This window comes from Alphaproteobacteria bacterium (assembly GCA_040216735.1).
Lineage (GTDB): Bacteria > Pseudomonadota > Alphaproteobacteria > SHVP01 > SHVP01 > CALJDF01.
This window is the reverse complement of the sequence record JAVJOO010000003.1, coordinates 337,443-362,228: the sequence shown is the minus strand read 5'-3', so window position 1 is coordinate 362,228 and position 24,786 is coordinate 337,443. Positions and strand designations below refer to the sequence as shown.

Genomic DNA, 24,786 nt, shown 5'->3' with positions numbered 1-24,786 from the left:
CGGATTTCCACAGGTTGGCCAGCGCCTGGTCCGCGAACGTACGTCGGGGCCCCATTGTGCTGTAGACTGGCCGTCGAACAGCAAGGGAGAAACACGATGTATGTTTCGGCGATACTTGCGAACAAAGGCGCAGACGTCGTCACCACGCGCGCAGACACCACCATCGGCCAAGCCGTTCGACGCCTCGCAGAGAAGAGGATCGGCGTCCTGGTCATTTCGAACGACGCGAAGACGGTGAACGGCATCCTGTCCGAACGAGACATCGTCCAAGCGCTCGTCGACAAAGGAGCACAGGTCGAAACCGCATTGGTTTCGGCTTACATGAGCACCGATGTCGTCACCTGCGCCCCGACCGACACCATTGCTTCGCTGATGGCGTTGATGACTGAGCGCCGTATCCGCCATCTTCCGGTTATTGACGCGGGCGTTCTGGCCGGCATCGTCAGTATCGGCGATGTCGTCAAGCATCGGCTTGCCGAAATCGAATCCGAGGCCGACGCGCTTCGTCAGTACGTGACCCAGGCCTAGGCGCACATGCGTCGTCAGTACGTACGCGGCCGTTGGGGGCAACTGCATCTCCATGTCGCTGAACCCGACGGACCGGCCACCCAAAGACCGTTGATTTGCTTTCACCTCAGTCCCGGCAGCGGCCGCATGTATCGGCCTTTCCTGGCGGAGATGGGCAAAGACCGTCTTGCCATCGCCGTCGACACACCGGGATATGGCGGCTCCGATGCGCCGCCCGCCCCGACCGATCTCGGTTCCTACGCCGAGACCCTAGCGGAGGTTCTCGACGAACTCGCCTTGGATGAGATCGACTTTTTCGGCGCCCATACAGGGTCGCGCCTCGCCGTCGAGATCGCGCACTTGCGACCGCAACAGGTCCAACGGCTTATCTTGTTTGGTGCCGCGGTTTACACGGAAGAGGAGCGTGCAAAACAGAAAGCTACATTCGCCCGGCCCAAACCGGTCGCTGCGGACGGCGCTCACCTCGCATCGCGGTGGACCGGTTGGGCGGCGTGGCGGTGGCCCGGCGTTACCGATGAGATGATCGGGCGCTACGCGGCGGACTCGGTGCAAGACTTCGAACGCCACTGGTGGGCACACCAAGCGGTCTTCGAACACGACATGGCTGCGCGCCTGTCCGCCCTTGAGCACGAGGTGCTTGTGTTGTGTACGAAGGACGACATCGAGGTGCCGACCAGGCGGTCGCAGGCATTGATCCGCAATGGGCGCTATCTCGAAAGGTTGGACTGGGGTCACTGGTTTCTCGAGGTCGACACCCCCGGCGCGGCAGCTCTCGCACGGGATTTCTTGGATCGGTAATCCCGAGAGTTCCGCTCCGGGCGGGACCCCGTATCAATTCGAGAGATTGCTCTTCTTAAGGTCTTTGCGCAGCGACTCGAGCACTGTTCCGGTGACGTCCGCGCCTGTCATCTCGGCCTCGTCGAGCTTGGTGTCTTCCATCCGGGCGAAGCGGAGTTTCGCAAAATCGAGTTTCGCCGCGGACAATCGGGCATGATCCAAGATCGATTCCGAGAGATCTGCGCCGCGCATATTCGCGCCACGGAGGTTCGCGCGGCTGAGGTCCGCGCCGTTGAAATTGGTCCGTTCGGCCGCGATATGTTGCATGTCCGCGCGGTTAAACTTTCCTTTGGTGAATCGTCCCTCGGTAAGTGTCGCCCGCTCCAAGTTGGCGCTGGTAAAGTTTGCCGCCTGAGCGTGACCCGTGGAACGCCCATCCGCGGATTTTATATCGACCGAGTCGGCGACGACCGAGTTTAGTCTGGCACCGCGAAGGTTCGCCTCGGACATGTTTGCGCCCATCAGTTCGGCGTGACGTAGGTCCGCGGTCGAGAAGTTCGCGCCCCGCATGTCGGCTAGCACCAGCACAGCATGCGCCAGCTTCGCGCCTGAAAAATTGCAGTTCCGAAGGTCCGCGCCGCTAAGATAAATACCGCTCAGATCGGCACCGGCGAAGTTCATTCCCGATAGCTCCGCTCTTTTCCCATCCGCACCGAACGAATCGACCCACAGCGAGTGGTCGCGGAGCGTAAGCTGGACATCGCGGGGCAAATCGCTCGTACCGGGACTGACCTGGGCCTCCTGCAAATCCACCGCCGTGAGATCGACGCCGGCGAGTACCGCGCCCCGGAAATTGGCGCCTTGAACCCGGGCGCGCGACAGATTGGCACCTTCCAGATTGGCGCCGCTGAGGTTGGCGTGACGCAACTGGGCTAGCTCGAAATTTGCGTGCGCAAGGTCTGCGCCATGCATGTCGACGTTCGCCTCTCGGGACTTCTTAACGGCGGAATTCATCGCCGAGCCTTCAAGGGAACGAAGTTGGCGGTCACTGGCAACCATCACGCCGGGCCGCATGTCGGCTTCGTGAAAATTGGCGTCGCGCAGGCTAGCACCTTCGAAGTTCGCGCCTCTCAGGTCGGCGCGCTCGAAGTTGGCGCCCGAAGCGTCGGCTTTCTGAAACCGCGCACCAAATAGATCGGCATAACTGAAGTTGGTACCGACTAGCGTACAGCGGCTGAAATCGCTGCCCGCCAGAACTGCCCCTTGGAGGTTTAGGTTCATGAGCCTGAGGCCAGCCAGATTGACGTGTTTAAGGTCCGCCCGAGTGCCGCCCTTGACGCCACGCGCGAAGCGCTCATGGCGTTTTAGGACTTCGACGAATTCGGCCGATGTCAGCAAGAACCCTCCACTGCCACGTCGCTATTCCCGGAATGCCGTCTCAGCTTGGGACAGCCATCGATCGAGAAATAGACACCTGTCCCGAATCCACACGGAAATTCGGCCCGGTTCCCTACCTCACTCCGTTGGTATCAATTACCGTGCCATGCGGTACGATTTGTATAGTTTTGACGCACTTTGGCGGCCCCACCGGTGTTGTATTGACGGCGGTGCCCGGTATTGTGACGTGCCCCGAAAACCATAGGTCAAAGCCGGCGCAACATGGCTGACAAGACACTGAACAGGGTTCTGTATGTCGAGGATGAGCCCGACATTCGCGAAGTCGCCCGCTTCGCCCTCGAATACTCCGGCGAGTTCGACGTCAAGATTTGCGAATCGGGTGCCGAAGCCCTGTCGATTGTTGCCGACTTCAAGCCGGATATCGTCCTGCTCGACGTCATGATGCCTGAGATGGACGGACTCGCCACCATGGAAGAAATGCGTAAACGGCCGGAGACCGCGACCGTCCCGATCGTCTTCATGACCGCAAAGGTGCAATCAGCCGAAGTTGCACGTTACCTCGCCCTGGGCGCGGCCAGCGTCATTCCCAAACCATTCGACCCGCGGACCCTGGCGAAAACAGTGCGCGAGATTTGGGAAAAACACACTGACCAGTAGGCGCGGCAACCTTGACGACGTCCTCGCCGAGTTGCGACGGGATTTCGCCACCACCCTTCCCGATCGGCAACGCCATCTAGAAGCGGCCTGGCACGAAGTTATCGAGAACGACTGGAATGCCGAGGGCCGCGATGCCGCCTATCGCGCCGCCCATAGCCTAGCCGGCGCCGCCGAAACGTTCGGTTTCTCGGATATCGGACAGGCTGCACGGGCGCTTAACGATACGCTGCACGAGTTCCAGGCGCTGACCTCAGTGACGCCCGATCAGCAAACCGCGGCAGAAATCCTGTACGCGAAAGTACTGGCGGCGTTCGGGAGAATCTGAAGAGCGGTTCAGGAACGCTCGGCGTCGATCCCGAGGTCACGGATTTTACGGTACAGCGTCGAACGGCCGATACCGAGACGCCGGGCTACTTCCGACATCTGTCCATTGTAGCGGTCCAGCGCAATCCGAATGGCGTCGTCTTCAATGTCGCGCAACGACCGCATGGTGCCTTGCGGATCGACCGCGGTGATCGCGAGAGCCGCGGCACCGCCGGCCAACGCGCCCTGCGGCTGACCGAAATTCGTCCCCGAAAAAGCGCGCCCGCTCTCTTGATGCCCGGATTGCGCGAGCCGCCCCGCGATCTGGCCGAAATCGTCTAGTCTGAGTTGCTCGCTATCGGCCAAAACGACGGCACGGAAGACGGCATTCTCTAGTTGCCGCACGTTGCCCGGCCAAGGGTAGGAAACCAGAAGGTCCATGACCGAATCCTCGACGCCGGCGACCGACTTCCCCTCCGACGCCGCGAAGCGTTGGACGAACGCGCGAACCAGCGCCGGGATATCCTCACGCCGTTCGCGCAAGGGGGGCACGTGAATCGGGAAGATGTTGAGGCGGTAGTAAAGGTCTTCGCGGAAACGCTCAGTCTCGACGAGTTGCAACAGGTCGCGGTTGGTAGCCGATATCAACCGGATATCGACGTTGACCGGTCGCTTGCTCCCGACGGGGTCGATCTCGCCGTCCTGCAATGCGCGCAGAAGCTTGACCTGAATATCGGGCGTGAGTTCGCCGACTTCGTCAAGAAACAACGTGCCGCCGTTCGCCTCCTGGAATTTCCCGATGTGTTTTTGCTGCGCCCCGGTAAACGAGCCGCGTTCATGGCCGAACAGGATGCTTTCGACCAGATTCTCGGGAATAGCGCTACAGTTCACCGTGACGAAGGGTTTGCCCGCGCGTTCGCTGCTTCCTTGCACGGCACGGGCGATCATTTCCTTGCCCACACCGCTCTCGCCCTCCAACAGAACGGCGATGTTCGAAGCCGCCGCCCGTTTCGCTAGATCGACGACATTGCGCATCGGCGGCGCCACCGCGACCAAATCGTCGAACGTCATTTCGCCGTTGACCTTGCGCGTGATCCGGGACAACTCGCCAGCCAAGGTCGAGATCTTGAGCGCATTCTCGATTGAAATCTGGAGGCGCTCGGGGCTCACCGGCTTGACCAAGAAGTCGGTCGCACCGTGCCGCATCGCCTGGACAACCGTCCCGACCCCACCGCTCATGGTTAGAACGAGGATTTGCAAATCGGGATGGACGGGATCGACCCGTTGCAGCACGCCAAAGCCATCCAGCTTCGGTAACACTAGGTCGAGCAGAACGAGGTCGACGCCGCTCCGGTCCTGGCGAATTAGAAGATCGACGGCCACTTCGCCGTCCGGCGCGGTGAGCGTTGCGTAGCCTAGGTTGGAGACAATGGTTTCCAGATACCGAAGCTGCGCCGGGTCATCTTCGACGATGAGTATCTTTTGTGCCATTTCGGAACGATTTTGTTCGATTACGATCCCTGAAGGGAGTGTAGACGAACAGATCGATTGAGTCCCAACCGATCATTGGCGGGCGCGGGGCGCCACTTTTACTATCTATAGTAGTAACCGGACGCTGCGGCGCTGCTGTCAGGCGCCAATGAAATCGACGACCTCGCGAGCGTAAATCTCCGGCGCCCGGTAGGGCAGTTGACCGCCGACCCCCGGTACCAGCTTGAAACGCGCGCCAGGCACCTGCGCCGCCGCGTCCTTATCAATCTGGGCTAGGCTATCGCCTTCGGCATTGATCACATAGAGCGGACAACGAATCTGCTTGAGCGCGGATTGCGCGTCGTAGGAGAACACCGCCTTAAACGCCCAATGGTAGCGCGGATAGATCGTCAGATGCTGGGCGATCGCGGCGTGGATCGTTTCCAAGTCGGTGTCTTCGCCCCAGTTCTTGCGCCGCGTCGCCCAAATCGCCTTGAGAAAATCTCCGTCGCCGTCGATGTTCGGCTCGGTAATACGGGTGCTGAATCCAGCACGCTGTTCTTCGGTAAACATCGGCACGCCGGAAAAGATGGCGTGTGTCGTTCGGTCCGCCAAATGCTGGGTGATCAGTTCCAGAGCGATCGAGGTGCCGGTGTGAACGGTCGCGAAGACCAAATCGCCGCCCGCCGAGAAATGCTCGATCGCCGGTAACAGGCGCCGGGCGTATTCGGCCATGTCCACCGGCCCTGGCGGGGGATCCGACAACCCGTATCCCGGCGTATCCAGCGCGATTGCGCGGCAGCGCTCACCAAGGAGCGGTAAGGCCTTCTCGAACTCCCAAGACGATACCGGCGATTCGTGGAGACAAATAACCGTCGGGCCGGATTCCCCGGCCATCCGGTAGTGGATTTGTCCGTCCGGCGTATCGACGTAGCCCCGATGCATCTGCCTGTCCTCCCCGTTTTCGCCACTATGGCAAAGGGGTAGAGCAAATCCTAGCGGTCACTCACCGGAGTCGAGGGAGTAGCCCGCACCGCGAACCGTGCGGATCAGGTCGGCCTCACCCGGTCCGTTCAGTTGCTTGCGTAGGCGCCGAATATGGACGTCGATGGTACGCGCTTCGAGGTAGATATCCCGGCCCCACGCCAGATCGAGCAGTTGTTCGCGGGAAAAGACCCGGCCCGGCCGCTTAAGAAGAACCCTGAGTAAACGAAATTCTGTCGGACCAAGATGCAACGCTCGACCGCCGCGCACGACTTTGTGGGCCGCCATATCCATGGTCAAGTCGCGGTAGATCAGCGTTTCATCGGGCGCGCTCGATGTGGAGCGGCGCAGCACCGCGCGGACTCGAGCGAGCAGTTCGGCCGGCGAAAACGGTTTGACGACGTAGTCGTCCGCGCCGCTGGCAAGGCCTTTCAAACGGTCGGACTCCTCACCGCGCGCGGTCAGCATGATCACCGGGACGTCCTTGGAGTCGGGGTCCTCGCGCAACTGCCGGCAGACTTCGATGCCGGACAGCCCGGGAAGCATCCAGTCCAGAATGACCAGATCGGGAATCGACTCGCGTACTCTGTCCAGCGCCCGTTTGCCGTCTTCCGCGACACTGACTTGGTAGCCCTCTTTTTCCAGATTGTAGCGCACCACCTCAATGAGCGGCGGTTCGTCTTCAACGATCAGGATGTGCGATTTCATAGCGAGGGGCCATTCCGGTTAAGGGGTTAGTTTCCCGGCCTAACGATTGTCGTACTGGATCTATCCCGCTTGGGCCGCACATCCTCAGGGTCTTCGCCCCGGACCAAAAAGTGCACGTTCTCGGCGATGTTGGTCGTATGGTCGCCGATCCGCTCGATGTTCTTCGCAATAAACAGCAGATGCGTGCACGGCGTAATGTTGCGGGCGTCCTCCATCATGTAGGTCAGGAGCTCGCGAAACATACTGGTATGAAGCTGGTCGACTTCCTGATCGGCGAGGCGAACATCCGCGGCGGCTTGCGCGTCGCGCGCGACATAGGCGTCTAGGACGGCCTTGATCATGCCCTGGACCAATGTCGCCATGCGAGAAATCGTCAGGGTTGCCGCCAGCGCCGGCGATTGAACCAACACGACGGTCCGTTTGGCCACGTTTTTCGCGTAGTCTCCAATGCGCTCCAACTCGTTCGAGATCTTGAGTGCCGCAATAGCGACGCGCAGATCGTTGGCCATGGGTTGGCGCAACGCCAAGAGACGAACGATGCGCTCGTTCACTTCACGCTCGAGTTCATCGATCCGCGCATCGCCATCCATGACCTCGGCGGCCAATTCAGCATCGCGCTTCACCAATGCCCGGATAGCGGACGCCAATTGCGTTTCGGCAAGTCCACCCATTTCAACAATGATCTGATCAATCCGTTCAAGTTCTTCACCGAAAGACTTGACGATGTGTTCGTCGCCCATGACGCCGCCCTCCGCCCTTAACCGAACCGACCGGTGATATACCCTTGGGTCTTTTGTTCGGCGGGATTTGTGAATATTTGCTCGGTGTCGCCGTATTCGATGAGGTCGCCTAGGTGAAAGAACGCGGTGCGCTGGGAGACTCGGGCGGCCTGCTGCATCGAATGGGTCACAATGATGATTGTGTAATTGACCCGAAGTTCATCGATCAGTTCCTCAATCCGCGCCGTCGCGATCGGATCCAACGCTGAGCACGGCTCATCCATCAAGATCACTTCGGGTTGCACGGCAATGGCACGGGCGATGCATAGGCGCTGCTGTTGGCCGCCCGACAGGCTGGTGCCAGGATCCTGCAACCGATCTTTGACTTCCTCCCACAGGCCGGCACGTTTCAGGCTGGCCTCTACGACCTGGTCGGAGTCCGCCCGGCCTGAGACGAGGCCGTGGATGCGCGGGCCGTAAGCGACGTTGTCATAAATCGATTTAGGAAACGGGTTGGGTTTCTGAAAAACCATCCCGACGCGCGCGCGGAGTTGCACAACATCGACGTCGGGATCGTAGATATCCATGTCATCCAAGCGGATCAACCCAGTGACGCGGCACACATCGATCGTGTCGTTCATTCGGTTGAGGCAGCGAAGAAACGTCGACTTGCCGCACCCTGAAGGCCCGATGAACGCAGTTACCCGATTGGCGTCAATGTCGATTGATATATCGTTGATGGCGCGCTTATCGCCGTAATGGACCGACACCTCAGCGGCGCGGATTTTGGTCGGCCTGACAGATTTGGGTTCGACCTGAGCCTCGTCGCCCGCGATTGCAGTCATGTTTTCCGCCTCTTGAAATGCCATTTCTACCACCTGCGCTCAAAGCGCTTGCGTAGGAAGACCGCTAAAATATTCATCGCAATCAGGAACGCTAATAGCACCATAATTGCCGCCGACGTGCGCTCGACAAAGCCGCGCTCGGGAGCGTCCGCCCACAGGTAAACCTGTACCGGGAGTACTGTTGCCGCGTCGGTGAACGACCCGGGCACATCGACGATGAATGCTACCATACCGATCATCAGCAAAGGGGCGGTCTCGCCAAGGGCCTGCGCCATACCGATGATCGTCCCCGTCAGAATACCCGGCATCGCCAAGGGCAGCACGTGGTGGGTGGCGGTTTGAATCGGCGAAGCACCCATCCCAAGCGCCGCTTCACGGATCGATGGCGGCACCGCCTTCAACGCCGCCCGCGCCGCGATGATGATCGTTGGCATGGTCATGAGCGCAAGCACCATTCCGCCGACCAGCGGCGCCGACCGCGGTAGACCGAAGAGACCCAGAAATACGGCTAAGCCGAGGAGTCCAAAGACGATCGAGGGCACGGCGGCTAAGTTGTTGATGTTGATCTCGATGAAATCGGTCAAGCGGTTCTTCGGCGCAAATTCCTCGAGATAGATCGCGGCCATCACGGCGACCGGAAACGAAAGCACCAGCGTTACGATCAACGTGAGCAACGACCCCACCACCGCACCTAGAATGCCGGCTTGTTCGGGTTCGCGGCTGTCGGCGCTGGTGAAGAAATCGATATTGAACCGCTTTTCGACGAGCCCCTTCTCTGCGAGCGCGTCGATCCAGCCGACCTGCTGGTCGCTTACCTTTCGTTGATCCTCGGGGACGTCGCGGGGAATCTGTCCCTTGATGAAACTATCGAGGTCAGCAGAGGCCTTAACCCAAATTTGCTGCTGGGTGCCAATCAACGATGGATCCCCGAGCACCATATTCAGTAGGCGAATGTCCGCGCCCGAACTGACTAAACGGGTTAGTTCGCGGCGATCCGTACGACCCTCAACATCGGGAAAATGTTTTAGCAATCCGTCACGCAAGAGCACGGCATAGTTGGCCGAGCGTAGGTCCGATTCAAGACCCGTCCCCTGGGGATCGATGACATCGGCACGAAAATCGACGTCCACCTGGATATAGGTCTGCTGAAAGGCCGTATAGCCGGTTCCAACGATAGTAATGAGCAAGACCGATAGGATTGCGAGGGCGGCAAAGATCGCAACTAGTCCATAGTACTTGAACCGCCGTTCGGCCCGGTGCCGTTTGGAAAGTCGGGCGCGGGCGACCGAGTCCGCAAGGGATCTCCCGGCTAGAACATCAGTCATACTTTTCCCTGTATTTCCGGACGACCCGAAGGGCAATGACGTTGAGGCCCAAGGTCATGACAAAGAGCACGAGGCCGAGCGCAAAGGCCGCGAGGGTCTTGGCGCTGTCAAATTCTTGATCGCCGGTCAACAGGGTGACGATCTGCACCGTGACTGTCGTGACGGCTTCGAACGGATTGGCGGTAAGGTTGGCAGCCAGACCGGCGGCCATCACGACGATCATGGTTTCGCCGATTGCACGACTGACGGCTAGCAGCACGCTCCCAACAATCCCCGGAAGAGCCGCAGGCAGTACGACTTTGACTACCGTTTCGGACTTCGTCGCCCCCATGGCGAACGATCCGTCGCGCAGGCTTTGAGGAACGGCATTGATCACATCGTCTGACAGCGAGGAAATGAACGGGATGATCATCACCCCCATGACCAACCCCGCGGCAAGCGCGCTTTCAGACGCAACATCGAGACCGAGTCCCTCGCCAAAACCGCGGATCGCCGGTGCGACGGTTAGGGCGGCGAAGAAGCCGTAGACCACTGTCGGTATCCCCGCGAGCACTTCGAGAATCGGTTTGATTAACGCGCGAAACCGGGGCGTTGCGTATTCCGCCATGTAGATCGCCGAAAACAAGCCGATCGGGACTGCGACAAGCATTGCGATCAAGGTGATAAGCAATGTGCCGGCAAAAATCGGCACCGCGCCAAAGGCGCCGGACTGTCCGACCTGATCGGCGCGCAGAGCCGTTTGCGGGCTCCATTGAATCCCGAACAGGAACTCGAAAGGCGACACCAAGGAAAAGAACCTGATCGACTCGAAAAGTAGGGAAAGAACGATCCCAACGGTGGTGAGAATGGCGATTGTCGATGCTGCGATCAGCGCAATCCGGATAGCGCGCTCAACGTGATGGCGCGCGCGAAACGCCGGATTGATGTGACGCCAAGCAACTGCAAGGCCGGCCAAACCCGCGGCGACCGATAGAGTCGTCATGCCGTAGACGCCTATTGTGCGTAACGACGAGAAGTAGTCCGCGACCGTCTGAAGCGCTGGTGTCAGCTCGGTGCTCGTGACCCCGCCCATGGCGTGATTCTTGATATCGCCAATCAGCAAGGAAAGCCGCGCGGGATCGAGGTTGCGCGCTTCTTCCGGTAGGCGCGCGGTCAACAGCGCCTGAATAACTTGGGGTTCCAGGAAAAGCCAAAGAACCGCCACAGCTAGGGCCGGGAGGCCGACCCAGAGCGCAACGTAGGTGCCGTAATAGACCGGAAGGGAATGGAGACGGACGGCGGTCCCAGCGCTCGCGCCTCTCAGAGCTTTGCTGCGGCCCACATAGTACGCGAGGGCCGACAAACCGAGGAGAATTATGGCGAGCAGCGAAGCGCTCATGGCGGGGACCGAACCGTACTAGGACAAAAAAGAGTGGTGACCGGGTCAATACCGGTCACCACCTGAAGGTTTACATGCTCAGCGGTGCCATCGACTGGGCCTGGGCGGCAACAGTCTTGCGTTCGGCTTCCGGCAGCGGGATCAAGCCTTTGTCGACGAGATAGCCATCTGGACCCCAGGCTTTTTCGCTCGTGAATTCCTTCACGAACTCTTCAACACCGGGGATGACGCCGACGTGCTGCTTCTTGACGTAGAAGAACAGCGAACGCGAGACCGGGTACTTGCCCGACGCGATGTTCTCGAAGGTCGGCCGATTTCCTTCAACCACGGCGCCTTTGAGCTTGTCACCGTTTTGGTCGAGGAAGCTGAAACCGAAGACGCCCATAGCATTGGGGTTCGCGACAAGCTTCTGCACGATCAGGTTATCGTTCTCGCCGGCATCGATATAGGCGCCGTCTTCGCGGATCGTCTGGGAAGCCGTCTTAAACAATTTCGCGTCCATTTTCTTCAGATCGCCCATCGCTTCTTCGGCACCATGCTCCATGACGAGTTCGACGAATGCATCGCGGGTACCCGACGTCGGGGGCGGACCAAGCACTTCAATCTTAATGCTCGGGAGCGACGGATCGATCTGGTTCCAAGTCGTGTAGGGGTTTGGAACGAGCTTGCCGTCTTTCCAAATATCCTTCGCGAGCGCGAGGAAGATCGACTGACGGCTGATCGTGACGCTCGGGCCGCTCTTCGCGTTGGCCAAAACGATCCCATCAAATCCGACTTTGACCTCGGTGATATCGATACCCTTACCGGCGCAATCCTTGGCCTCAGAGGACTTGATCCGGCGCGACGCGTTGGTGATGTCCGGGTGGCCTTCGCCAATGCCAGCGCAGAACAATTTCATCCCGCCGCCGGTACCGGTGCTTTCAACGACCGGCGTCTTGAAAGTTGTGGTCTTGCCGAACTGCTCGGCGACCGCTGTCGAGAATGGGAAAACGGTGGAGGAGCCAACGATCCGGATTTGGTCGCGGGCTTCCGCTGCCCCTGTGGCGACAAGGCCGGCCGCCAGGGCGATAACGAGAGATCTTCCGATCATGAGATGAAACCTTCAGTTTGTGTGTCCAAGCCGCGGCCATCCTTTATGCGCGGCACGGCGGAACCTAGTGCCGCGCTGGGACGGTTCTATGACACGAAGGTTGCGGTTTTATGACAAAGACAACCCCAGGAAACCGCCAATAATTGGATTATTGTTCAGCTTCAGCGGGAATTGTGACGGTAAACGTGCTGCCCTTTCCGACCACACTGTCGACTGCAAGGGTACCCCGATGGCGGCTGACAATATGCTTGACGATCGCTAGTCCAAGGCCCGTTCCGCCCATGCTACGCGAACGTCCCTTGTCGACCCGGTAGAAACGCTCGGTCAGTCGTGGAATTTCTTCGTCGGGAATGCCCTCCCCTTGGTCTTGCACGGAGACCGCGACGCCGGTCACGCCGATCCGAGGCATCCGGTCGATCCGCCGGGCGGTCAGCCGGATCGATGTCCCTTCGCGCCCGTAACTTATGGCGTTCTCGACGAGATTTCGGAAGACTTGATGAAGTTGGTCCGAGTCGCCGAACACCGGGGGTAGTTCGCCCTGGACTTCAAGCTCGATCGTCATGTTCCGTTCGGCGGCGCGCGGATGGAGGGCCTCCTTAAGCCCGCCCAGGATTCCGGCGACGTCTGCAAAGCCCGTCGGGGCAATGTGCTCGTTGACTTCTACTCGCGACAGCGAAAGCAAGTCTTCAATCAGGTGTCCCATCCGCTGCGCTTCGTCGTTCATGATGGCCAGGAACCGCGCATGGGCATCCGGATCCTCCCGTGCCGGCCCGCGTAGCGTTTCGATGAACCCGATCATTGCCGATAGCGGCGAGCGCAACTCGTGGCTCACATTGGCGACAAAATCCGCCCGCATTTGCTCGGAGCGCTTTGCCGCGGTGACATCGCGGAAGACCAATACTGCTTCAATTCGGGCAGTCGATTCGTTGCGCAAGACAAAAACTCGGAGATCGAAGATGCGCGAGACCGCGCCCGGCAGGATGATCTCGCGCTCGTCGTCGCCAGCGGTCTCAAACGCATGGTCAACCGCCTCCAGCACCTCCGGGTGGCGAAGGGACATCGACAAATCGCGGCCAAAATAGTTGGTAGGTAGGAATTTTCTAGCGGCCTCGTTGGCGGCCACGACGTGCCGGCGCGAATCAACGACGACGACCGGATCGGGAAAGCGTTCCAGCAATCCGCCCTCAATTGGGTTCAAACCTTGGTTCTCGGGTCCGTCGGCCGTGGGCACCGGTTTCTCCTGTGCGTGCATCCGCAGGGAAGGCGAGGCAATCAACCACACGCCCTTCGCCTCATCAAGGCAGCCGGGTAGACTGGCCGTGGAACAGCAGGAGTAAATGTATGCCACGTCGGGCCTATTACGACACCTTCGGTGCCCCCCAGGACGTCATTCAAATCGTTGAAGATGAACGTGAGGCAATGGGTGCCCACGACGTCTTACTCGGCATGGAGGCCGCGTGCCTGCATATCGCCGACATTTATCGCGTGACAGGTGTGCGTCCATTTTCGGGACCTAGTCCCGGCGGCATTCCCGGCGCGGAGGGCGTAGGCCGCGTTCTCGCCGTCGGCAGCGACGTGAGTCGGTTCGCCGTTGGCGACCGGGCGATCCCCCCGCTCTCCTTTGGAACCTGCCGCGACGAGATCAAGATCGTCGAGACCGACCTCATCAAGGTGCGTCAAGACGGCGATGCGCTGCAGCTCGCGATGGCGACCGTCAATCCGGTCACGAGTTGGCTCCTCATCAACGCGTTCGTCGAGCACAAGCCCGGCGATTGGATCGTCCAAAACGGTGGGAACTCGGCCTGCGGCCGATACGCGATCGAACTGGCGCGCACGATGGGCCTGCGCACCGTATCGGCGGTGCGACGGGACGAGATGATCAAAGAATTGAAGGCGATCGGCGCCGATGCAGTTGTGATGGACGGTCCGGGACTGCACGAGCGCGTTGCCGCAGCGACCGGCGGAGCCGACATCAAGCTCGCCCTCGACGTTGCGGGCGGGCAAGGAACGGCTTGGATCGCCCATTGTTTGGGCGAGCTCGGCCTGATCGTGAACTACGGTTTGATGAGCGGCGAAGATCCGGTCATTCCCAAGGAGTTGTCGCTGGGACGGGGTTTGCGTTTCCAGGGATTCATGATGTCCCGGACGTTCAAGACGCTCTACGGCCCCGAACGGGAACGGGCCGTGCGCGAGGAGGTTGCCGACCTTGTCGGTAAGGGAGCGCTTACCGCGAAGGTCGCAGCCGTCTATCCGCTAGAGCGAGTCGCCGACGCGCTCGACCACGCCAACCGGCGCGGCGCCGCCAGGGACGGCAAAATCCTCATCACTTGCGCCCATTTTTCGGGCTAAGCGTGGGCGCTTATCACCTCGCACAGTTCAACGTCGCAACCATGCGGCATCCGCTCGACCACCCCACGATGCAGGGGTTCGTCGCGGAACTGGACCGGATCAATCGCTTGGCAGACGTTAGTCCAGGGTTCGTTTGGCGCCTGCGGGACGACAGCGACAACTCCACCGGGCTTCGACCGATGGGACACAAGACTCTCGTCAACATGTCGCTCTGGGCATCGATTGACGCGCTGCACGACTATACGTATCGGAGCGACCACCGTCTCGTATTCGCCGCGCGCAAGGACTGGTTCGAAACGTCAACCACCCGCGACCTCGTCCTGTGGTGGCATCCCGCCGGAACCACGCCGACCGTTCAAGAAGCGATCGTTCGTTTAGAACAGATTCGCCTATTTGGTCCGTGCGCGGGCGCCTTCAATTTCAAACACCGCCTGGGCCCGCCGACAGACTGATCTACTGGCAGTCTTGGAGCACAAGCTCTGGGTCTGGCAACTGCGTTTTTGAATCGCCGCAAGCGTCTTCGAGCTGTCTCGGCTTCAAGCCCCGCGCCCCGGTTAGATTGGCGCCGCTCAAGACCGCACGCTTGAGAACCGCACCACTTAAGTCGGCATCGGAAAGGTTCGCGTCCGTTAGGTTCGCCCGCTTCAATTGGGCATCTTTGAGGATTGCCGAGGAAAGGTTCGCCCCAGTCAAATCGGCGCGGTCGAGTTCGACCCGAGTCAGGTCTGCCTCGCGCAGGTTTACGCCACGCAGAATGGCCCGTTCAAGGTTGGCCCGCTGGAACTTCGCCGAAGTCAGATCGCTGCCCGACAAATCGGATCGCTTAAAATCGACACCGCCGAAGTCGGCGCCGACCATCTTGACCGATATCAACGCAGACTCACCGATGTCGGCATTGCGAAAGTCGGCACCTGAGAAATCTGCACCGGACGCATCGGACTTCTCCATATCGACACCGGCGCCATTGGATCGCGCGAGGTTCGCGTTGATCAAAGTGGCTTTTTCGAGATCGGCACGCCGCATATCGGCACCGACCAAATCGGCGCCCGATAAGTCGGCGCCCTTAAGGTCGGCATCGACGAGTTTTGCCCGCGCCAACTTGGCCCCTTTCAGATCCAGATTCTTGAGGGTTGCTTCGCCAAGGTCGCAGCGCTCACAGGTCTTGGTATCGCGGAGCTCGCTAACTTGATGGGCGTCGAAGGCCCCGGCGGCCGTCGCTCCGAAAACGCCGACGATTGTCAGCATGCTGACCGCGACCGAACCAAATCTAACCATACCTACGTCTCCAAGTGCTTGAATGTATGGACCAATACTCATCCTGCACGTGGCCCGCGTGTTGACGGCAATCAAGGCCCCATCTGACCAGACATCGGATAATTTGACCATGATCAATGTCGGTTTTGTGTGCGTGAGGCTGCCCCAAGGTGTCGGACAGTCGCTCGGTCGAACAGTATCCCCCACCGTTCTGGGTCGTGGGCAAGAGCTCTCCCGCCGCTCCTCACGAAATAGCGCGAGATTCGGGGATTCACAAAAGGAGATACCAGCATGAACCGCCCAACTCGACGGGTCACCATTTCGTTTCTTATAGCCATACTAATCGCGATTTTCGCTCTTCCCATCGACTCGCGCGCCGACGTCGCCGAGGGCATCGACGCTTTTCTCAGCGGCAATCGGATCACCGCTTGGCGCGAACTGCTCCCTGCCGCCAGGGCCGGCGACGCCGAAGCGCAGTTCTACGTCGGCACCATGTACCGACATGGATTCGGCACGGAAACCGATTCGGATGAAGGACATTTCTGGTTAACCAAGGCCGCCGCGCAAGGACACGCCCGTGCCAAATTCGTTCTGGGGTTCGACGCGATTCAAGAAGGCCGTCCAGCGGCAGACAATATTGTCGCCGCTGCCCAGGCTGGCTTTGCGCCCGCCCAGTATTTCGCCGGCGTTCTTTACCGAGACGGCAACGGCGTAGCGCCAAATAACCTTATCGCTTTGGGTTGGTTCCTGCAGGCCGCCGAGCAAGACCATTTGCCCGCGCAATATGCCGCGGCTTCGCTGTTGGCGGCTCCGCCCCAAGGTGTGCGGCAAGATGTTGTGGCAGCTTATCAATGGTTAGTCATCGCCGCGCATGGAGGCTTTCCTGCTGCAGTCGCGAGCCGAGACAGCCTGCGCGCAAGTTTGACCCCCAAGCAAATCGAAACGGCACAAACCGACGCTGGGCGTTGGATTTCACGACACCGTTGATGCCGCTCAAAGACAGGGACGCCAGCCGCCCTAAGATCGCCGCAGAAAAGGGAGAACAGCCATGTCCATCAAGACCATTCTGCTCCACCTCGCCGACGACCCGCGGAACGCGGCCCGGATTGCAGCTGCGATCGCACTCGCGGCCCGGCATGACGCTCACCTTGTTGGGCTCTATACCGTGTCGCCGCTGATCGTCCCTGGCTATATCGGTGCGGAGTTGCCGGCTCAGGTCTACGCCGATTTCGAGGCAGACGCCGAGAGCAAGGCAGCGGAGGCCGAACAAGCGTTCAATGAAGCGGTCCGCAAGGAAGGGACATCGTCGGAATGGCGCAAGGAGCGAGGATTCGCCCGCGACATCCTGTCGGCCCACGCGTACTACGCCGACGTTGTCGTGGTCGGTCAGCCTGCTAGGGGTGATGAAGTGCCGAAGGGCGGCGAGGGTTTGCCGGGCGACCTGGCCTTAGCCTGCGGTCGCCCGATTCTGGCCGTTCCGTGTGTCGGTAGCTATCCGAGCATCGGTAGAAAAATTCTCCTGGCCTGGAACGGCAGCCGCGAGGCCGCGCGGGCAACCGCAGACGCAATGCCCCTTCTCACAACCGCCGACGAAATTCTTGTCGTCACCGCGAACCTGCGCAACGCCACGCCGGCAATGGATATCGCCACCCATCTTGCCCGCCACGGCATCAAGGTCGAAACCAAGAACGTGCAAATCGACGACATCTCGATCGGCGACATCCTCATCAATACTGCAGGTGAGAGCGGCAGCGACTTGATCGTCATGGGTGCCTACGGCCACACCCGATTGAACGAACTGGTCTTTGGGGGCGCCACGCGCCATATCCTCAAACACATGACAGTCCCCGTCATGATGTCGCACTGATCTTGGTCGGACGGACCGACGAGGAGACGTCGGCAGACTCCCTGCGCCGAGCCCTCTCGCTGCCGCTCATCATACTGTACGGCGTTGGCACGACGGTCGGCGCGGGCATCTATGTTCTGGTCGGCGAGGTCGCGGCGGTCGCTGGCGCGGCCGCACCAATAAGTTTTCTGGTTGCCGCAATTCTCGCCGGTTTGAGCGCCTTTTCGTTTGCCGAACTGTGCGGGCGCTACCCGATGAGCGCTGGGGAAGCGCTTTACGTGAAGACCGCTTTTCGGCACACCGGCGTTTCCACGGCGATCGGTATGCTGGTCATGGTCGCCGGCACCATCTCAGCGGCAACAGTCATCCGTGGATCTGTCGGATACCTGAACGAGTTCGTTGCGGTGCCCGCCGTCCCCACCGTCATCGCCCTGACTGCCTTACTCGGCGTGGTCGCCGCATGGGGCATCGCCGAAGCGGCAACCGCCGCTGCCGCGATGACCCTTGTCGAACTTGGCGGCTTGGGGTTGGTCATATGGGTTGGCAGCCCTGCCCTCTCCGACCTTCCCGTCGTACTGCCGACGATAATCCCGGCCTGGGATTGGGGACCGGCGGTGGCGATTCTTGCGGGGTCGGTCGTCGCCTTTTTCGCGTTTATCGGTTTCGAAGACATGGTCAATGTTGCCGAGGAGGTGAAGAACCCGCGGCGCAACATGCCGATTGCGATTGTCGTTACCCTCGCGATCACTACGCTCCTCTACTTGATCGTGACACTGATCGCCGTCGTCGCATTGCCGCTGGGGGTATTGGCGGGAACGGACGCGCCCTTAGCGCGCGTTCTCGAACGCGGCTTCGCCGGCGCACCGCAAATCATCAGCGCGATCAGCCTTATCGCGATCGCCAACGGCGCGCTAATTCAAATGATCATGGGGTCGCGCGTCCTGTACGGCCTAGGACGCAGCCAGCAGCTTCCGGCTTTCCTCGCCATCGTCAATAGGCGCACGCGAACTCCCCTATATGCCACGGGGCTGGTTGTTGCGGTCGTGGGCACCCTCGCAGCAACCCTGCCGCTGCTCTCCCTCGCCAAGGCGGCGTCATTGGCAATTCTGGTGGTCTTCGCCACCGTGGACCTTGCCCTCGTCCTCATCAAACGCCGAAAACGCAACGGCCCTAACGACTCCTTTGCCGTACCAATGGCCGTCCCCCTCCTGGGCTTCATCGCCAGTACCGGGATTGTGTTGTTTGAAGTGGGACGGTGGCTTACTGGGCTTGACGCACTATAACGGGCTTGACCGACCGAACGGTGCACGCCACCGCGATAGGGCTGGCAAGCGCTTCGGGATCCGGCCAGCGTTCCAGAAGCCAAGCGCGATCCGGCGGTAGAGCGATGTGGACCGCTGCGCAATTGTTCTGCTGACCCAGTTCGACAATCGACCACAAGAGGCTGTCCCACGGAACAAGGCTTTCGAGGGGTTCGCCGACGCTAAGGTGCCCGATACAGAGGATCGGCGGCGATACGCTGGCCGGCACCTCGTAGGTGAACAACCCCCGAATCTGGTGACGCCGGCGGGCGGCCATCACGCCGCAGGCCAACCCTTCCGCCTGTCGCCTTAACACGTCCTTTGCCAGTATCCGCCAGGACTCCAGGGAAGGCGGAATATCGCCCAGGGCCACGAGCGGATAGGCTAAGTCGACTTCGCCGATTTCCAGCGGCGCGACGGTTACTGTCAGCTGCACCATGACGCATCCTGTACCGCCCTATACGCGCCAGTAATTGCGGTGTATCAATTCGGCAAAAGAGAATGGGGGTTACGGCCCGCAATGTCCGTGGATCATTCCGAAGTATCGACCGTTCGTCTGCCGCGACGCTGCGCCCAATGCAGCGTCCGCCATAAGGCGATGTGCTCGGCAATCGATGTCGGTCGGATCGGCGCGCTAGACCGCATTGTCACACATATTCAGATGCGGTCTGGACAGACGGTCTTCGACGAAAGCGACGATGCGCGATACGTGTACAATATCTCGCGCGGACACGTCCGGTTGTTCAAGCTGCTCCAGGACGGGCGTCGGCAGATTACCGGGTTCCTAAACCCCGGCGACTTCCTCGGCCTCGCCGCACGTAAAACCTATGCCTATTCGGCGGAGGCGATCACTGACACCGACCTCTGTCGGTTTAAAGTCAACGAATTGGAGGACTTGCTCGACGAGATACCGGCGATCCGTGAGCGACTCTACGAGATCGCCAACGACGAACTTGCAGCGGCGCAAGAGCAAATGCTCTGCCTAGGACGCAAGACCGCGAAGGAGCGGGTAGCGTCGTTTCTCGTCGGCCAACTACGCCATGGCACTGACTGCGGCGATGAAGGCGCAGCGTTCGAGCTCCCGATGAGCCGCAGCGATATTGCCGATTACCTGGGCCTTACCATCGAGACCGTAAGCAGAACCTTCACTACCCTTCGGGAAGAAGGCTTGATCGAGTTGCCATCGACCCACAAGGTGTCCATTCCCAACATAGCGGCGTTGGAAGAATCGACCGAGGCCTAATCGAAGTGAAGTCCATGGCGTTGACCTTGCTCAACGCCCCTCCCGCTCGATCCCACTAAGAGTACCTGAGAACACCAATGGAGCATTGTCATGACCCTGCGTCACGTCCGACTTGAACTCGCCCGCGATCACGACTTCCCCAATGGGAGCACAACCCGCGGGTACGAATTCGTCGCGCCGCTAAACGCCGAGGGTCACCTCGACGCTGCCGAATGGCGCGACAACAAGGCCAAGTGCACCGTGCGCCGCTTCTGGGAAGGCGAGGACGACGAGAACGGCACCCTTCGGCACGTCGGCCAGGGCTGGCATTTCCACTATGAAGGGCAGGCAACGGACGACGATGAGCCACTCTTCAAACTCGACCGTCACTCGATCGTCGAGAATGAATACCTAAGCGTCACCGAACACGACGGCAGCTTGCGGACCTTCCGCGTGGTCCGCGTCACGTAGACGCCCGTTAGAGTTCCACTTCGAAGACGACACCGAAGCGCTTTTGTAGATCGCGCTTGCACAGATCGTCGCCGTGGGCTTCCCCATCGACCACGTTCTTCAAGTTGTCGGTCGTTTCGTTCGTTAGGATAACTACAACATTCGAATCGGGTTCGACCGCGAAAGGAAACTCGTGCCACGTGCCGATATTCATGACGAATCCGGCAGCCCCATCGAAGTAGAACGCCTCGACACTGTCGATGTCGGGGGCCTGCTCTTGGGCATCGTCCCACGACCCATCCGGGCGGCGGCAAGTCGGTTTGCCGAGAACCGCGACGAATGGCTTACCTTCCAATGGGATGAACGTCTGGGTGTGTTTGTTGTGGTACTCCATCCAGCGCACCTCCATGGGGCGCGGATTTATAGTGGCTAGTGAAAGCGAGGTATCGTCATTTGACTTGAAGGGCGCCGGCTTGCTGGTCTGCACCGCCGCGCCATAGTAGCCCGGCGTGTCGGACGACTTGGTTTTGCTGCCGCCGATCAAATAGCCGTAACCCTCAAGCGATTCCGGCGTTGCCAATTTGGGCTTTAGAACCCGGTGTTCCAACTCAACTTCCGCGACGGCCATGCCACCCTCCCTACATAGTTCGTGGCAATTATGCGTCTCGCGTGCGCCGCCGACAACCTCGAACGGTTAGTTTCCGCCTAGAAACGGGCGCTAGGACGCGCCCGACCGACTGGTTGCAGGTTCGGCACCTTAGTTCTCGCCGCCCCGCAGGCTATGCTGCTATCGCAAGGCAGTACTCCACAGTGTAAGCGCAGGGTATGCGAAAGGCCTCCGGCATCCTTATCGCCACGTTCGGGCGGTTGGTCCGCAACGACGGCATCCTATTTGCCGGTCATATGGCGTTTATGGCGATGCTGTCGTTCTTCCCCTTCCTGGTGTTCCTCACCGCACTAGCCGGGTTCCTCGGCGAACCGCAATCTGCCCAGGCATTTATCGACCGAGTGTTCGACCTAGTACCGGAGCGAGTCGGCGCTGCCCTGCACCCCGCTGTGGACGAAGTTCTCGCGGCGCGGCGCGGCGGTTTATTGACCTTCAGTCTCCTTGGAACCCTGTGGATTGCATCAAGTGGCGTCGAGGCGCTCCGACATGTGCTCAATCGCGCCTATGGCGTCAAGGAAGTACGCCCTTTCTGGCGCCGCAGAATCGAAAGTCTTGTCGTCGTCATAACCGGCGGTACGCTGACGTTGGGATTGTCGCTGAGCGTCATCCTTGGGCCTGCGATTTGGTCGCTACTGACGGCTACATTGATCTTGCCAGTCGGTTCCGAAGCCGCCCTCGGAACCGTCCGCGATGTAGCGGCCACGACAATCTTGTTCGTTATCCTCACCATCCTTCACGCGACCCTGCCCTGTCGGCGACAACGGTTGCGCGATGTTTGGTTCGGTGCCGCCCTGACCGCGCTTCTATGGATTGCCTTGGCCACGGGGTTCTCGCTTTACCTGAGCAACTTGACAGATTTCGATGTGACCTATGGCAGCCTGGGTGGCGTGATTCTTACCCTTATTTACTTCCACGTTAGCGCCGTGTTGTTCATTTTTGGCGCGGAACTCAATGCCACCCTCGCAGCAGCCCGTGCACGTCCATCGTCTTGATCTGCGCCGCCACCCCTCTCCATGCAACGCCATTCATGCTAAGGTTGGGCGTGTTCTTAAGGAGATTCCACGATGCCCCATCCCGGCGCCCACGCGATGCTTCCGGCCACCGATCACGACGAGGCGGCACGGATGGAGTTCGTATTCAGCTTTAAGGAACACGTCACGAAGGACGTAGCCGCAGGCACTAAACATGCCTTCGATCATCGGGTGTCGCCGTCGTTAGAGCGCACCCTCGGCCGGGCGCCGGAAAACCGTCACGAAGTCCACCGTGCCATTAAACACGATCCCTACTGGCAAATGTCCGGGTCGCTGTCGCGTCTGTACCAGGAACTAAAACAGGAAGTCGGCGAATCGGTGGCCCATCGCCGGTTCGACGACCTGAGCGCACGCGCCCGCGGTATTCGCGCCAAGGCAAAGCACACAACATTGCGCCTCGATCCTTCCCTACCGATTCCCCGTTACCAAACCGCGGTCGACATTCACTTGATGCCCGGCAGCTACTATACCGACCGGGGAGCGGACGACGTGACCGCAGGGGCGATTTACGACCCCGGTGTCTATATGTTCGCGATGGGCAGCATGGGCCCCTACAACGAAGACATGGGCCTGGCGGTGATCAAGTGGATCAAGCAACACCGTCCGAATTTTCGCCCCAAGCGAATCCTCGACATGGGATGTGCCGTTGGACACTGCACCCTGCCCTATTCGGAAGCCTTTCCGGCAGCGGAAATCCATGCGATCGACGTTGGAGCGCCGGTACTCCGCTACGCCCAGGCACGCGCCGAGAGCCTCGGGCGGGCAATCCACTTCTCGCAACAGAATGCCGAGGCAACGGATTTTCCCGACGGCCACTTCGACTTGATCGTCTCCCACATCCTGCTGCACGAAACGTCGCACAAAGCGATCTACACGATCATGCGCGAATGCCACCGGCTCCTCAGTCCGGGCGGCTTGGTGCTGCACGGCGACGTCCCCTTCTTCAACCAAAAGGCAGATCCCTTCACCGCGTTTACCCGCGACTGGAGCACCCACTACAACGCTGAACCGTTCTGGGGCACGCTGCACGACATGGATCTGCGCGCACCTGCCCAGGACGCCGGGTTCGCCCCCGATAGCATCATTCTGGACAACTCAGCCGCATCGGCGGTTCCGTGGATGGTCTACGGGGCGTCCAAAGAAGTGTGACGAACGACGGACTAGCGGCACCGCCGGCCATCCCTACATTCACTTAAATTGAAAGGACCGAAATGACCGGCCGTTTACAGGACAGAGTTGCGTTGATCACGGGCGCCGGGTCGGTCGCCGACGGATGGGGCAACGGCAAGGCAACCGCCGTGCTGTTTGCGCGCGAGGGCGCAAAGATCCTCGCCGCCGACATCAACCAAGACGCTGCCGATGAGACTCGCCGGTTGATCGAAGATGAAGGCGGTAGTTGCGTGGCCGTTGCCGCCGACGTGACCGATGCAAGAGCGGTTACCCAAATGGTCGAAGCCTGCCTCGACGCTTATGGCCGCGTCGATATCTTGCACAACAACGTGGGCGGTTCGATACCGGGCGGCCCGGTCGAAATGGCCGAAGCCGACTGGGACGCTAACATCGATCTCAACCTGAAGAGCGTCTTTCTTACGTGCAAGAGCACGCTGCCGGTGATGGAAGCGCAGGGCAAGGGGGCGATCGTCAATGTCGCATCCATAGCAGGTATGACGTATTACGGCAGCGACCTGATTGCCTATCGTGCCGCCAAGGCAGGCCTGGTTCAGTTCACCCGCGGCATTGCGATGCAATATATTCGCCACGGCATCCGCGCCAACACTGTCATCCCTGGCCTGATGAACACACCCTTGGTCGCCCACCGCGTCGCCGGGCAATACCATGGCGGCGACCTCGACAAGGCGGTCGCACGGCGCAACGCGATGTGCCCAATGGGACATATGGGCGATGCCTGGGACGTCGCCTACGCAGCCCTGTTTCTCGCATCCGATGAGGCCAAATACGTCACGGCGACCGAGATCCTCGTCGACGGCGGTTTTACCGCCCGTAGCGCTACTTAGCGGAGCGTGTTCTCACCGCTCATCCAAATCGAGATGCGGCGCAGCTTGTCGCCTTCGAATTCAAAGAAGTTGATGTTGTCCATCGCGATCTTGCTGCCGTCGGTGCTGGTGCGCCGGACATCGAACCGGGTCGATGCGAGGCCCGTGGCGGGATCGGCCACGTAACGGCGGTTTCCATGCCAAGCCTTATCCACAGACTCTAGCCGCCGTTCGAACATCGCCCTAATAGCGGTGTCTCGGCCCTCATGGGCGATGCCGTCCGTGACAACAGCGATCACACAGTCGGGGCTCAGTTCGGCCAATGTCCCAGGAACATCGCCGTTGTCGACCGAATCGAAATACCGGTCGATTGCATCGATCATCGATTGTGCCGTCCGCTTCGCCATTGTCGCCTCCCCAAGAAAAATTCCACGGCAGTATAGACGGTGCGGCGTAGGTCTTGGCATCTCCAACGTGCTAAAATCGTCGT

Annotated in this window: 28 protein-coding genes; 14 read left to right on the top strand and 14 right to left on the bottom strand. The window is 60.1% G+C overall.

The features are described from left to right. Positions 1-96: 96 nt before the first annotated feature. Together RID42_09845 and RID42_09840 are read left to right on the top strand one after the other, a co-directional pair. Positions 97-528, top strand: coding sequence for a CBS domain-containing protein (locus RID42_09845; protein MEQ8247973.1), 432 nt, complete (start codon positions 97-99; stop codon positions 526-528). Positions 529-534: 6 nt separating this feature from the next. Then, entirely contained in the window at positions 535-1,326 is a 792-nt protein-coding gene (locus RID42_09840) for an alpha/beta fold hydrolase (protein ID MEQ8247972.1), read from the top strand. Positions 1,327-1,359: 33 nt separating this feature from the next. Here the strand turns inward: RID42_09840 and RID42_09835 are convergent, their stop codons facing one another. Then, positions 1,360-2,703: a pentapeptide repeat-containing protein gene (locus tag RID42_09835; protein MEQ8247971.1), complete on the bottom strand. Its 1,344-nt coding sequence runs from the start codon at positions 2,701-2,703 to the stop codon at positions 1,360-1,362. 261 nt (positions 2,704-2,964) lie between these two features. On the opposite strand from RID42_09835, the gene RID42_09830 reads away from it, so the two are divergent. Both RID42_09830 and RID42_09825 read left to right on the top strand, forming a co-directional pair. Further along, complete coding sequence (locus RID42_09830; protein MEQ8247970.1) at positions 2,965-3,360, top strand: response regulator; 396 nt, start codon at positions 2,965-2,967, stop codon at positions 3,358-3,360. 31 nt (positions 3,361-3,391) lie between these two features. After that, positions 3,392-3,685 (top strand): Hpt domain-containing protein, encoded by a 294-nt coding sequence (locus tag RID42_09825; protein ID MEQ8247969.1) that lies wholly within the window; start codon positions 3,392-3,394, stop codon positions 3,683-3,685. Between the two features lie 8 nt (positions 3,686-3,693). On the opposite strand, the gene RID42_09820 is transcribed toward RID42_09825, so the two are convergent. From RID42_09820 to RID42_09780, 9 genes are all read right to left on the bottom strand, one after another. Next, positions 3,694-5,154, bottom strand: coding sequence for a sigma-54 dependent transcriptional regulator (locus RID42_09820; GenBank protein MEQ8247968.1), 1,461 nt, complete (start codon positions 5,152-5,154; stop codon positions 3,694-3,696). Between the two features lie 138 nt (positions 5,155-5,292). Continuing rightward, positions 5,293-6,078 carry an alpha/beta hydrolase gene (locus RID42_09815; protein MEQ8247967.1) on the bottom strand — a complete coding sequence of 262 codons (786 nt, stop codon included), beginning with the start codon at positions 6,076-6,078 and terminating at the stop codon, positions 5,293-5,295. A gap of 57 nt (positions 6,079-6,135) precedes the next feature. Continuing rightward, complete coding sequence (phoB, locus tag RID42_09810) at positions 6,136-6,825, bottom strand: phosphate regulon transcriptional regulator PhoB (protein ID MEQ8247966.1); 690 nt, start codon at positions 6,823-6,825, stop codon at positions 6,136-6,138. A 26-nt stretch (positions 6,826-6,851) separates the two neighbouring features. Then, a complete protein-coding gene (gene phoU, locus RID42_09805; protein MEQ8247965.1) occupies positions 6,852-7,565 on the bottom strand; it encodes a phosphate signaling complex protein PhoU in 714 nt (237 codons plus the stop codon). Between the two features lie 17 nt (positions 7,566-7,582). Beyond that, positions 7,583-8,389: a phosphate ABC transporter ATP-binding protein PstB gene (gene pstB, locus RID42_09800; GenBank protein ID MEQ8247964.1), complete on the bottom strand. Its 807-nt coding sequence runs from the start codon at positions 8,387-8,389 to the stop codon at positions 7,583-7,585. Positions 8,390-8,415: 26 nt separating this feature from the next. Further along, entirely contained in the window at positions 8,416-9,714 is a 1,299-nt protein-coding gene (pstA, locus tag RID42_09795; GenBank protein ID MEQ8247963.1) for a phosphate ABC transporter permease PstA, read from the bottom strand. Next, positions 9,707-11,092 carry a phosphate ABC transporter permease subunit PstC gene (gene pstC, locus RID42_09790; protein MEQ8247962.1) on the bottom strand — a complete coding sequence of 462 codons (1,386 nt, stop codon included), beginning with the start codon at positions 11,090-11,092 and terminating at the stop codon, positions 9,707-9,709. The genes pstA and pstC overlap by 8 nt, the downstream gene beginning before the upstream one ends. A 70-nt stretch (positions 11,093-11,162) precedes the next feature. Further along, positions 11,163-12,182 (bottom strand): PstS family phosphate ABC transporter substrate-binding protein, encoded by a 1,020-nt coding sequence (locus RID42_09785; protein ID MEQ8247961.1) that lies wholly within the window; start codon positions 12,180-12,182, stop codon positions 11,163-11,165. Positions 12,183-12,330: 148 nt separating this feature from the next. Continuing rightward, positions 12,331-13,413 carry an ATP-binding protein gene (locus RID42_09780; GenBank protein MEQ8247960.1) on the bottom strand — a complete coding sequence of 361 codons (1,083 nt, stop codon included), beginning with the start codon at positions 13,411-13,413 and terminating at the stop codon, positions 12,331-12,333. Between the two features lie 110 nt (positions 13,414-13,523). Between RID42_09780 and RID42_09775 the strand changes: the two genes are divergently transcribed. Together RID42_09775 and RID42_09770 are read left to right on the top strand one after the other, a co-directional pair. Then, positions 13,524-14,531 carry a zinc-dependent alcohol dehydrogenase family protein gene (locus RID42_09775; GenBank protein ID MEQ8247959.1) on the top strand — a complete coding sequence of 336 codons (1,008 nt, stop codon included), beginning with the start codon at positions 13,524-13,526 and terminating at the stop codon, positions 14,529-14,531. A 2-nt stretch (positions 14,532-14,533) separates the two neighbouring features. Then, on the top strand, positions 14,534-14,983 hold the full coding sequence (locus RID42_09770) for a DUF3291 domain-containing protein (GenBank protein MEQ8247958.1): 450 nt from the start codon (positions 14,534-14,536) through the stop codon (positions 14,981-14,983). 1 nt (position 14,984) lies between these two features. On the opposite strand, the gene RID42_09765 is transcribed toward RID42_09770, so the two are convergent. Next, on the bottom strand, positions 14,985-15,806 hold the full coding sequence (locus RID42_09765; protein MEQ8247957.1) for a pentapeptide repeat-containing protein: 822 nt from the start codon (positions 15,804-15,806) through the stop codon (positions 14,985-14,987). Between the two features lie 270 nt (positions 15,807-16,076). On the opposite strand from RID42_09765, the gene RID42_09760 reads away from it, so the two are divergent. The 3 genes from RID42_09760 (at position 16,077) to RID42_09750 (ending at position 18,914) form a co-directional block, all read left to right on the top strand. After that, positions 16,077-16,772: a tetratricopeptide repeat protein gene (locus tag RID42_09760; protein ID MEQ8247956.1), complete on the top strand. Its 696-nt coding sequence runs from the start codon at positions 16,077-16,079 to the stop codon at positions 16,770-16,772. Positions 16,773-16,833: 61 nt separating this feature from the next. Continuing rightward, entirely contained in the window at positions 16,834-17,652 is an 819-nt protein-coding gene (locus RID42_09755; protein ID MEQ8247955.1) for a universal stress protein, read from the top strand. 2 nt (positions 17,653-17,654) lie between these two features. Further along, a complete protein-coding gene (locus tag RID42_09750) occupies positions 17,655-18,914 on the top strand; it encodes an APC family permease (GenBank protein MEQ8247954.1) in 1,260 nt (419 codons plus the stop codon). Here the strand turns inward: RID42_09750 and RID42_09745 are convergent. After that, positions 18,892-19,371, bottom strand: a complete 480-nt coding sequence (locus RID42_09745; GenBank protein MEQ8247953.1) for a hypothetical protein — start codon at positions 19,369-19,371, stop codon at positions 18,892-18,894. The two genes, RID42_09750 and RID42_09745, sit on opposite strands and share 23 nt — an antisense overlap. 81 nt (positions 19,372-19,452) lie before the next feature. On the opposite strand from RID42_09745, the gene RID42_09740 reads away from it, so the two are divergent. Beyond that, entirely contained in the window at positions 19,453-20,175 is a 723-nt protein-coding gene (locus tag RID42_09740) for a helix-turn-helix domain-containing protein (GenBank protein ID MEQ8247952.1), read from the top strand. Positions 20,176-20,265: 90 nt separating this feature from the next. After that, positions 20,266-20,625, top strand: coding sequence for a hypothetical protein (locus RID42_09735; GenBank protein MEQ8247951.1), 360 nt, complete (start codon positions 20,266-20,268; stop codon positions 20,623-20,625). Between the two features lie 7 nt (positions 20,626-20,632). On the opposite strand, the gene RID42_09730 is transcribed toward RID42_09735, so the two are convergent. Further along, complete coding sequence (locus RID42_09730) at positions 20,633-21,232, bottom strand: ureidoglycolate lyase (protein MEQ8247950.1); 600 nt, start codon at positions 21,230-21,232, stop codon at positions 20,633-20,635. 197 nt (positions 21,233-21,429) lie between these two features. Between RID42_09730 and RID42_09725 the strand changes: the two genes are divergently transcribed. From RID42_09725 to RID42_09715, 3 genes are all read left to right on the top strand, one after another. Further along, the gene (locus RID42_09725) at positions 21,430-22,263 is read left to right on the top strand and encodes a YihY/virulence factor BrkB family protein (GenBank protein ID MEQ8247949.1); all 834 of its coding nucleotides are present in this window, start codon (positions 21,430-21,432) and stop codon (positions 22,261-22,263) included. A gap of 72 nt (positions 22,264-22,335) precedes the next feature. After that, a complete protein-coding gene (locus tag RID42_09720) occupies positions 22,336-23,451 on the top strand; it encodes a class I SAM-dependent methyltransferase (protein MEQ8247948.1) in 1,116 nt (371 codons plus the stop codon). Between the two features lie 62 nt (positions 23,452-23,513). Further along, entirely contained in the window at positions 23,514-24,317 is an 804-nt protein-coding gene (locus tag RID42_09715; protein MEQ8247947.1) for an SDR family oxidoreductase, read from the top strand. Here RID42_09715 and RID42_09710 read toward each other — a convergent pair. After that, complete coding sequence (locus RID42_09710; GenBank protein MEQ8247946.1) at positions 24,314-24,703, bottom strand: nuclear transport factor 2 family protein; 390 nt, start codon at positions 24,701-24,703, stop codon at positions 24,314-24,316. The genes RID42_09715 and RID42_09710 overlap by 4 nt on opposite strands. Positions 24,704-24,786 lie beyond the last annotated feature (83 nt).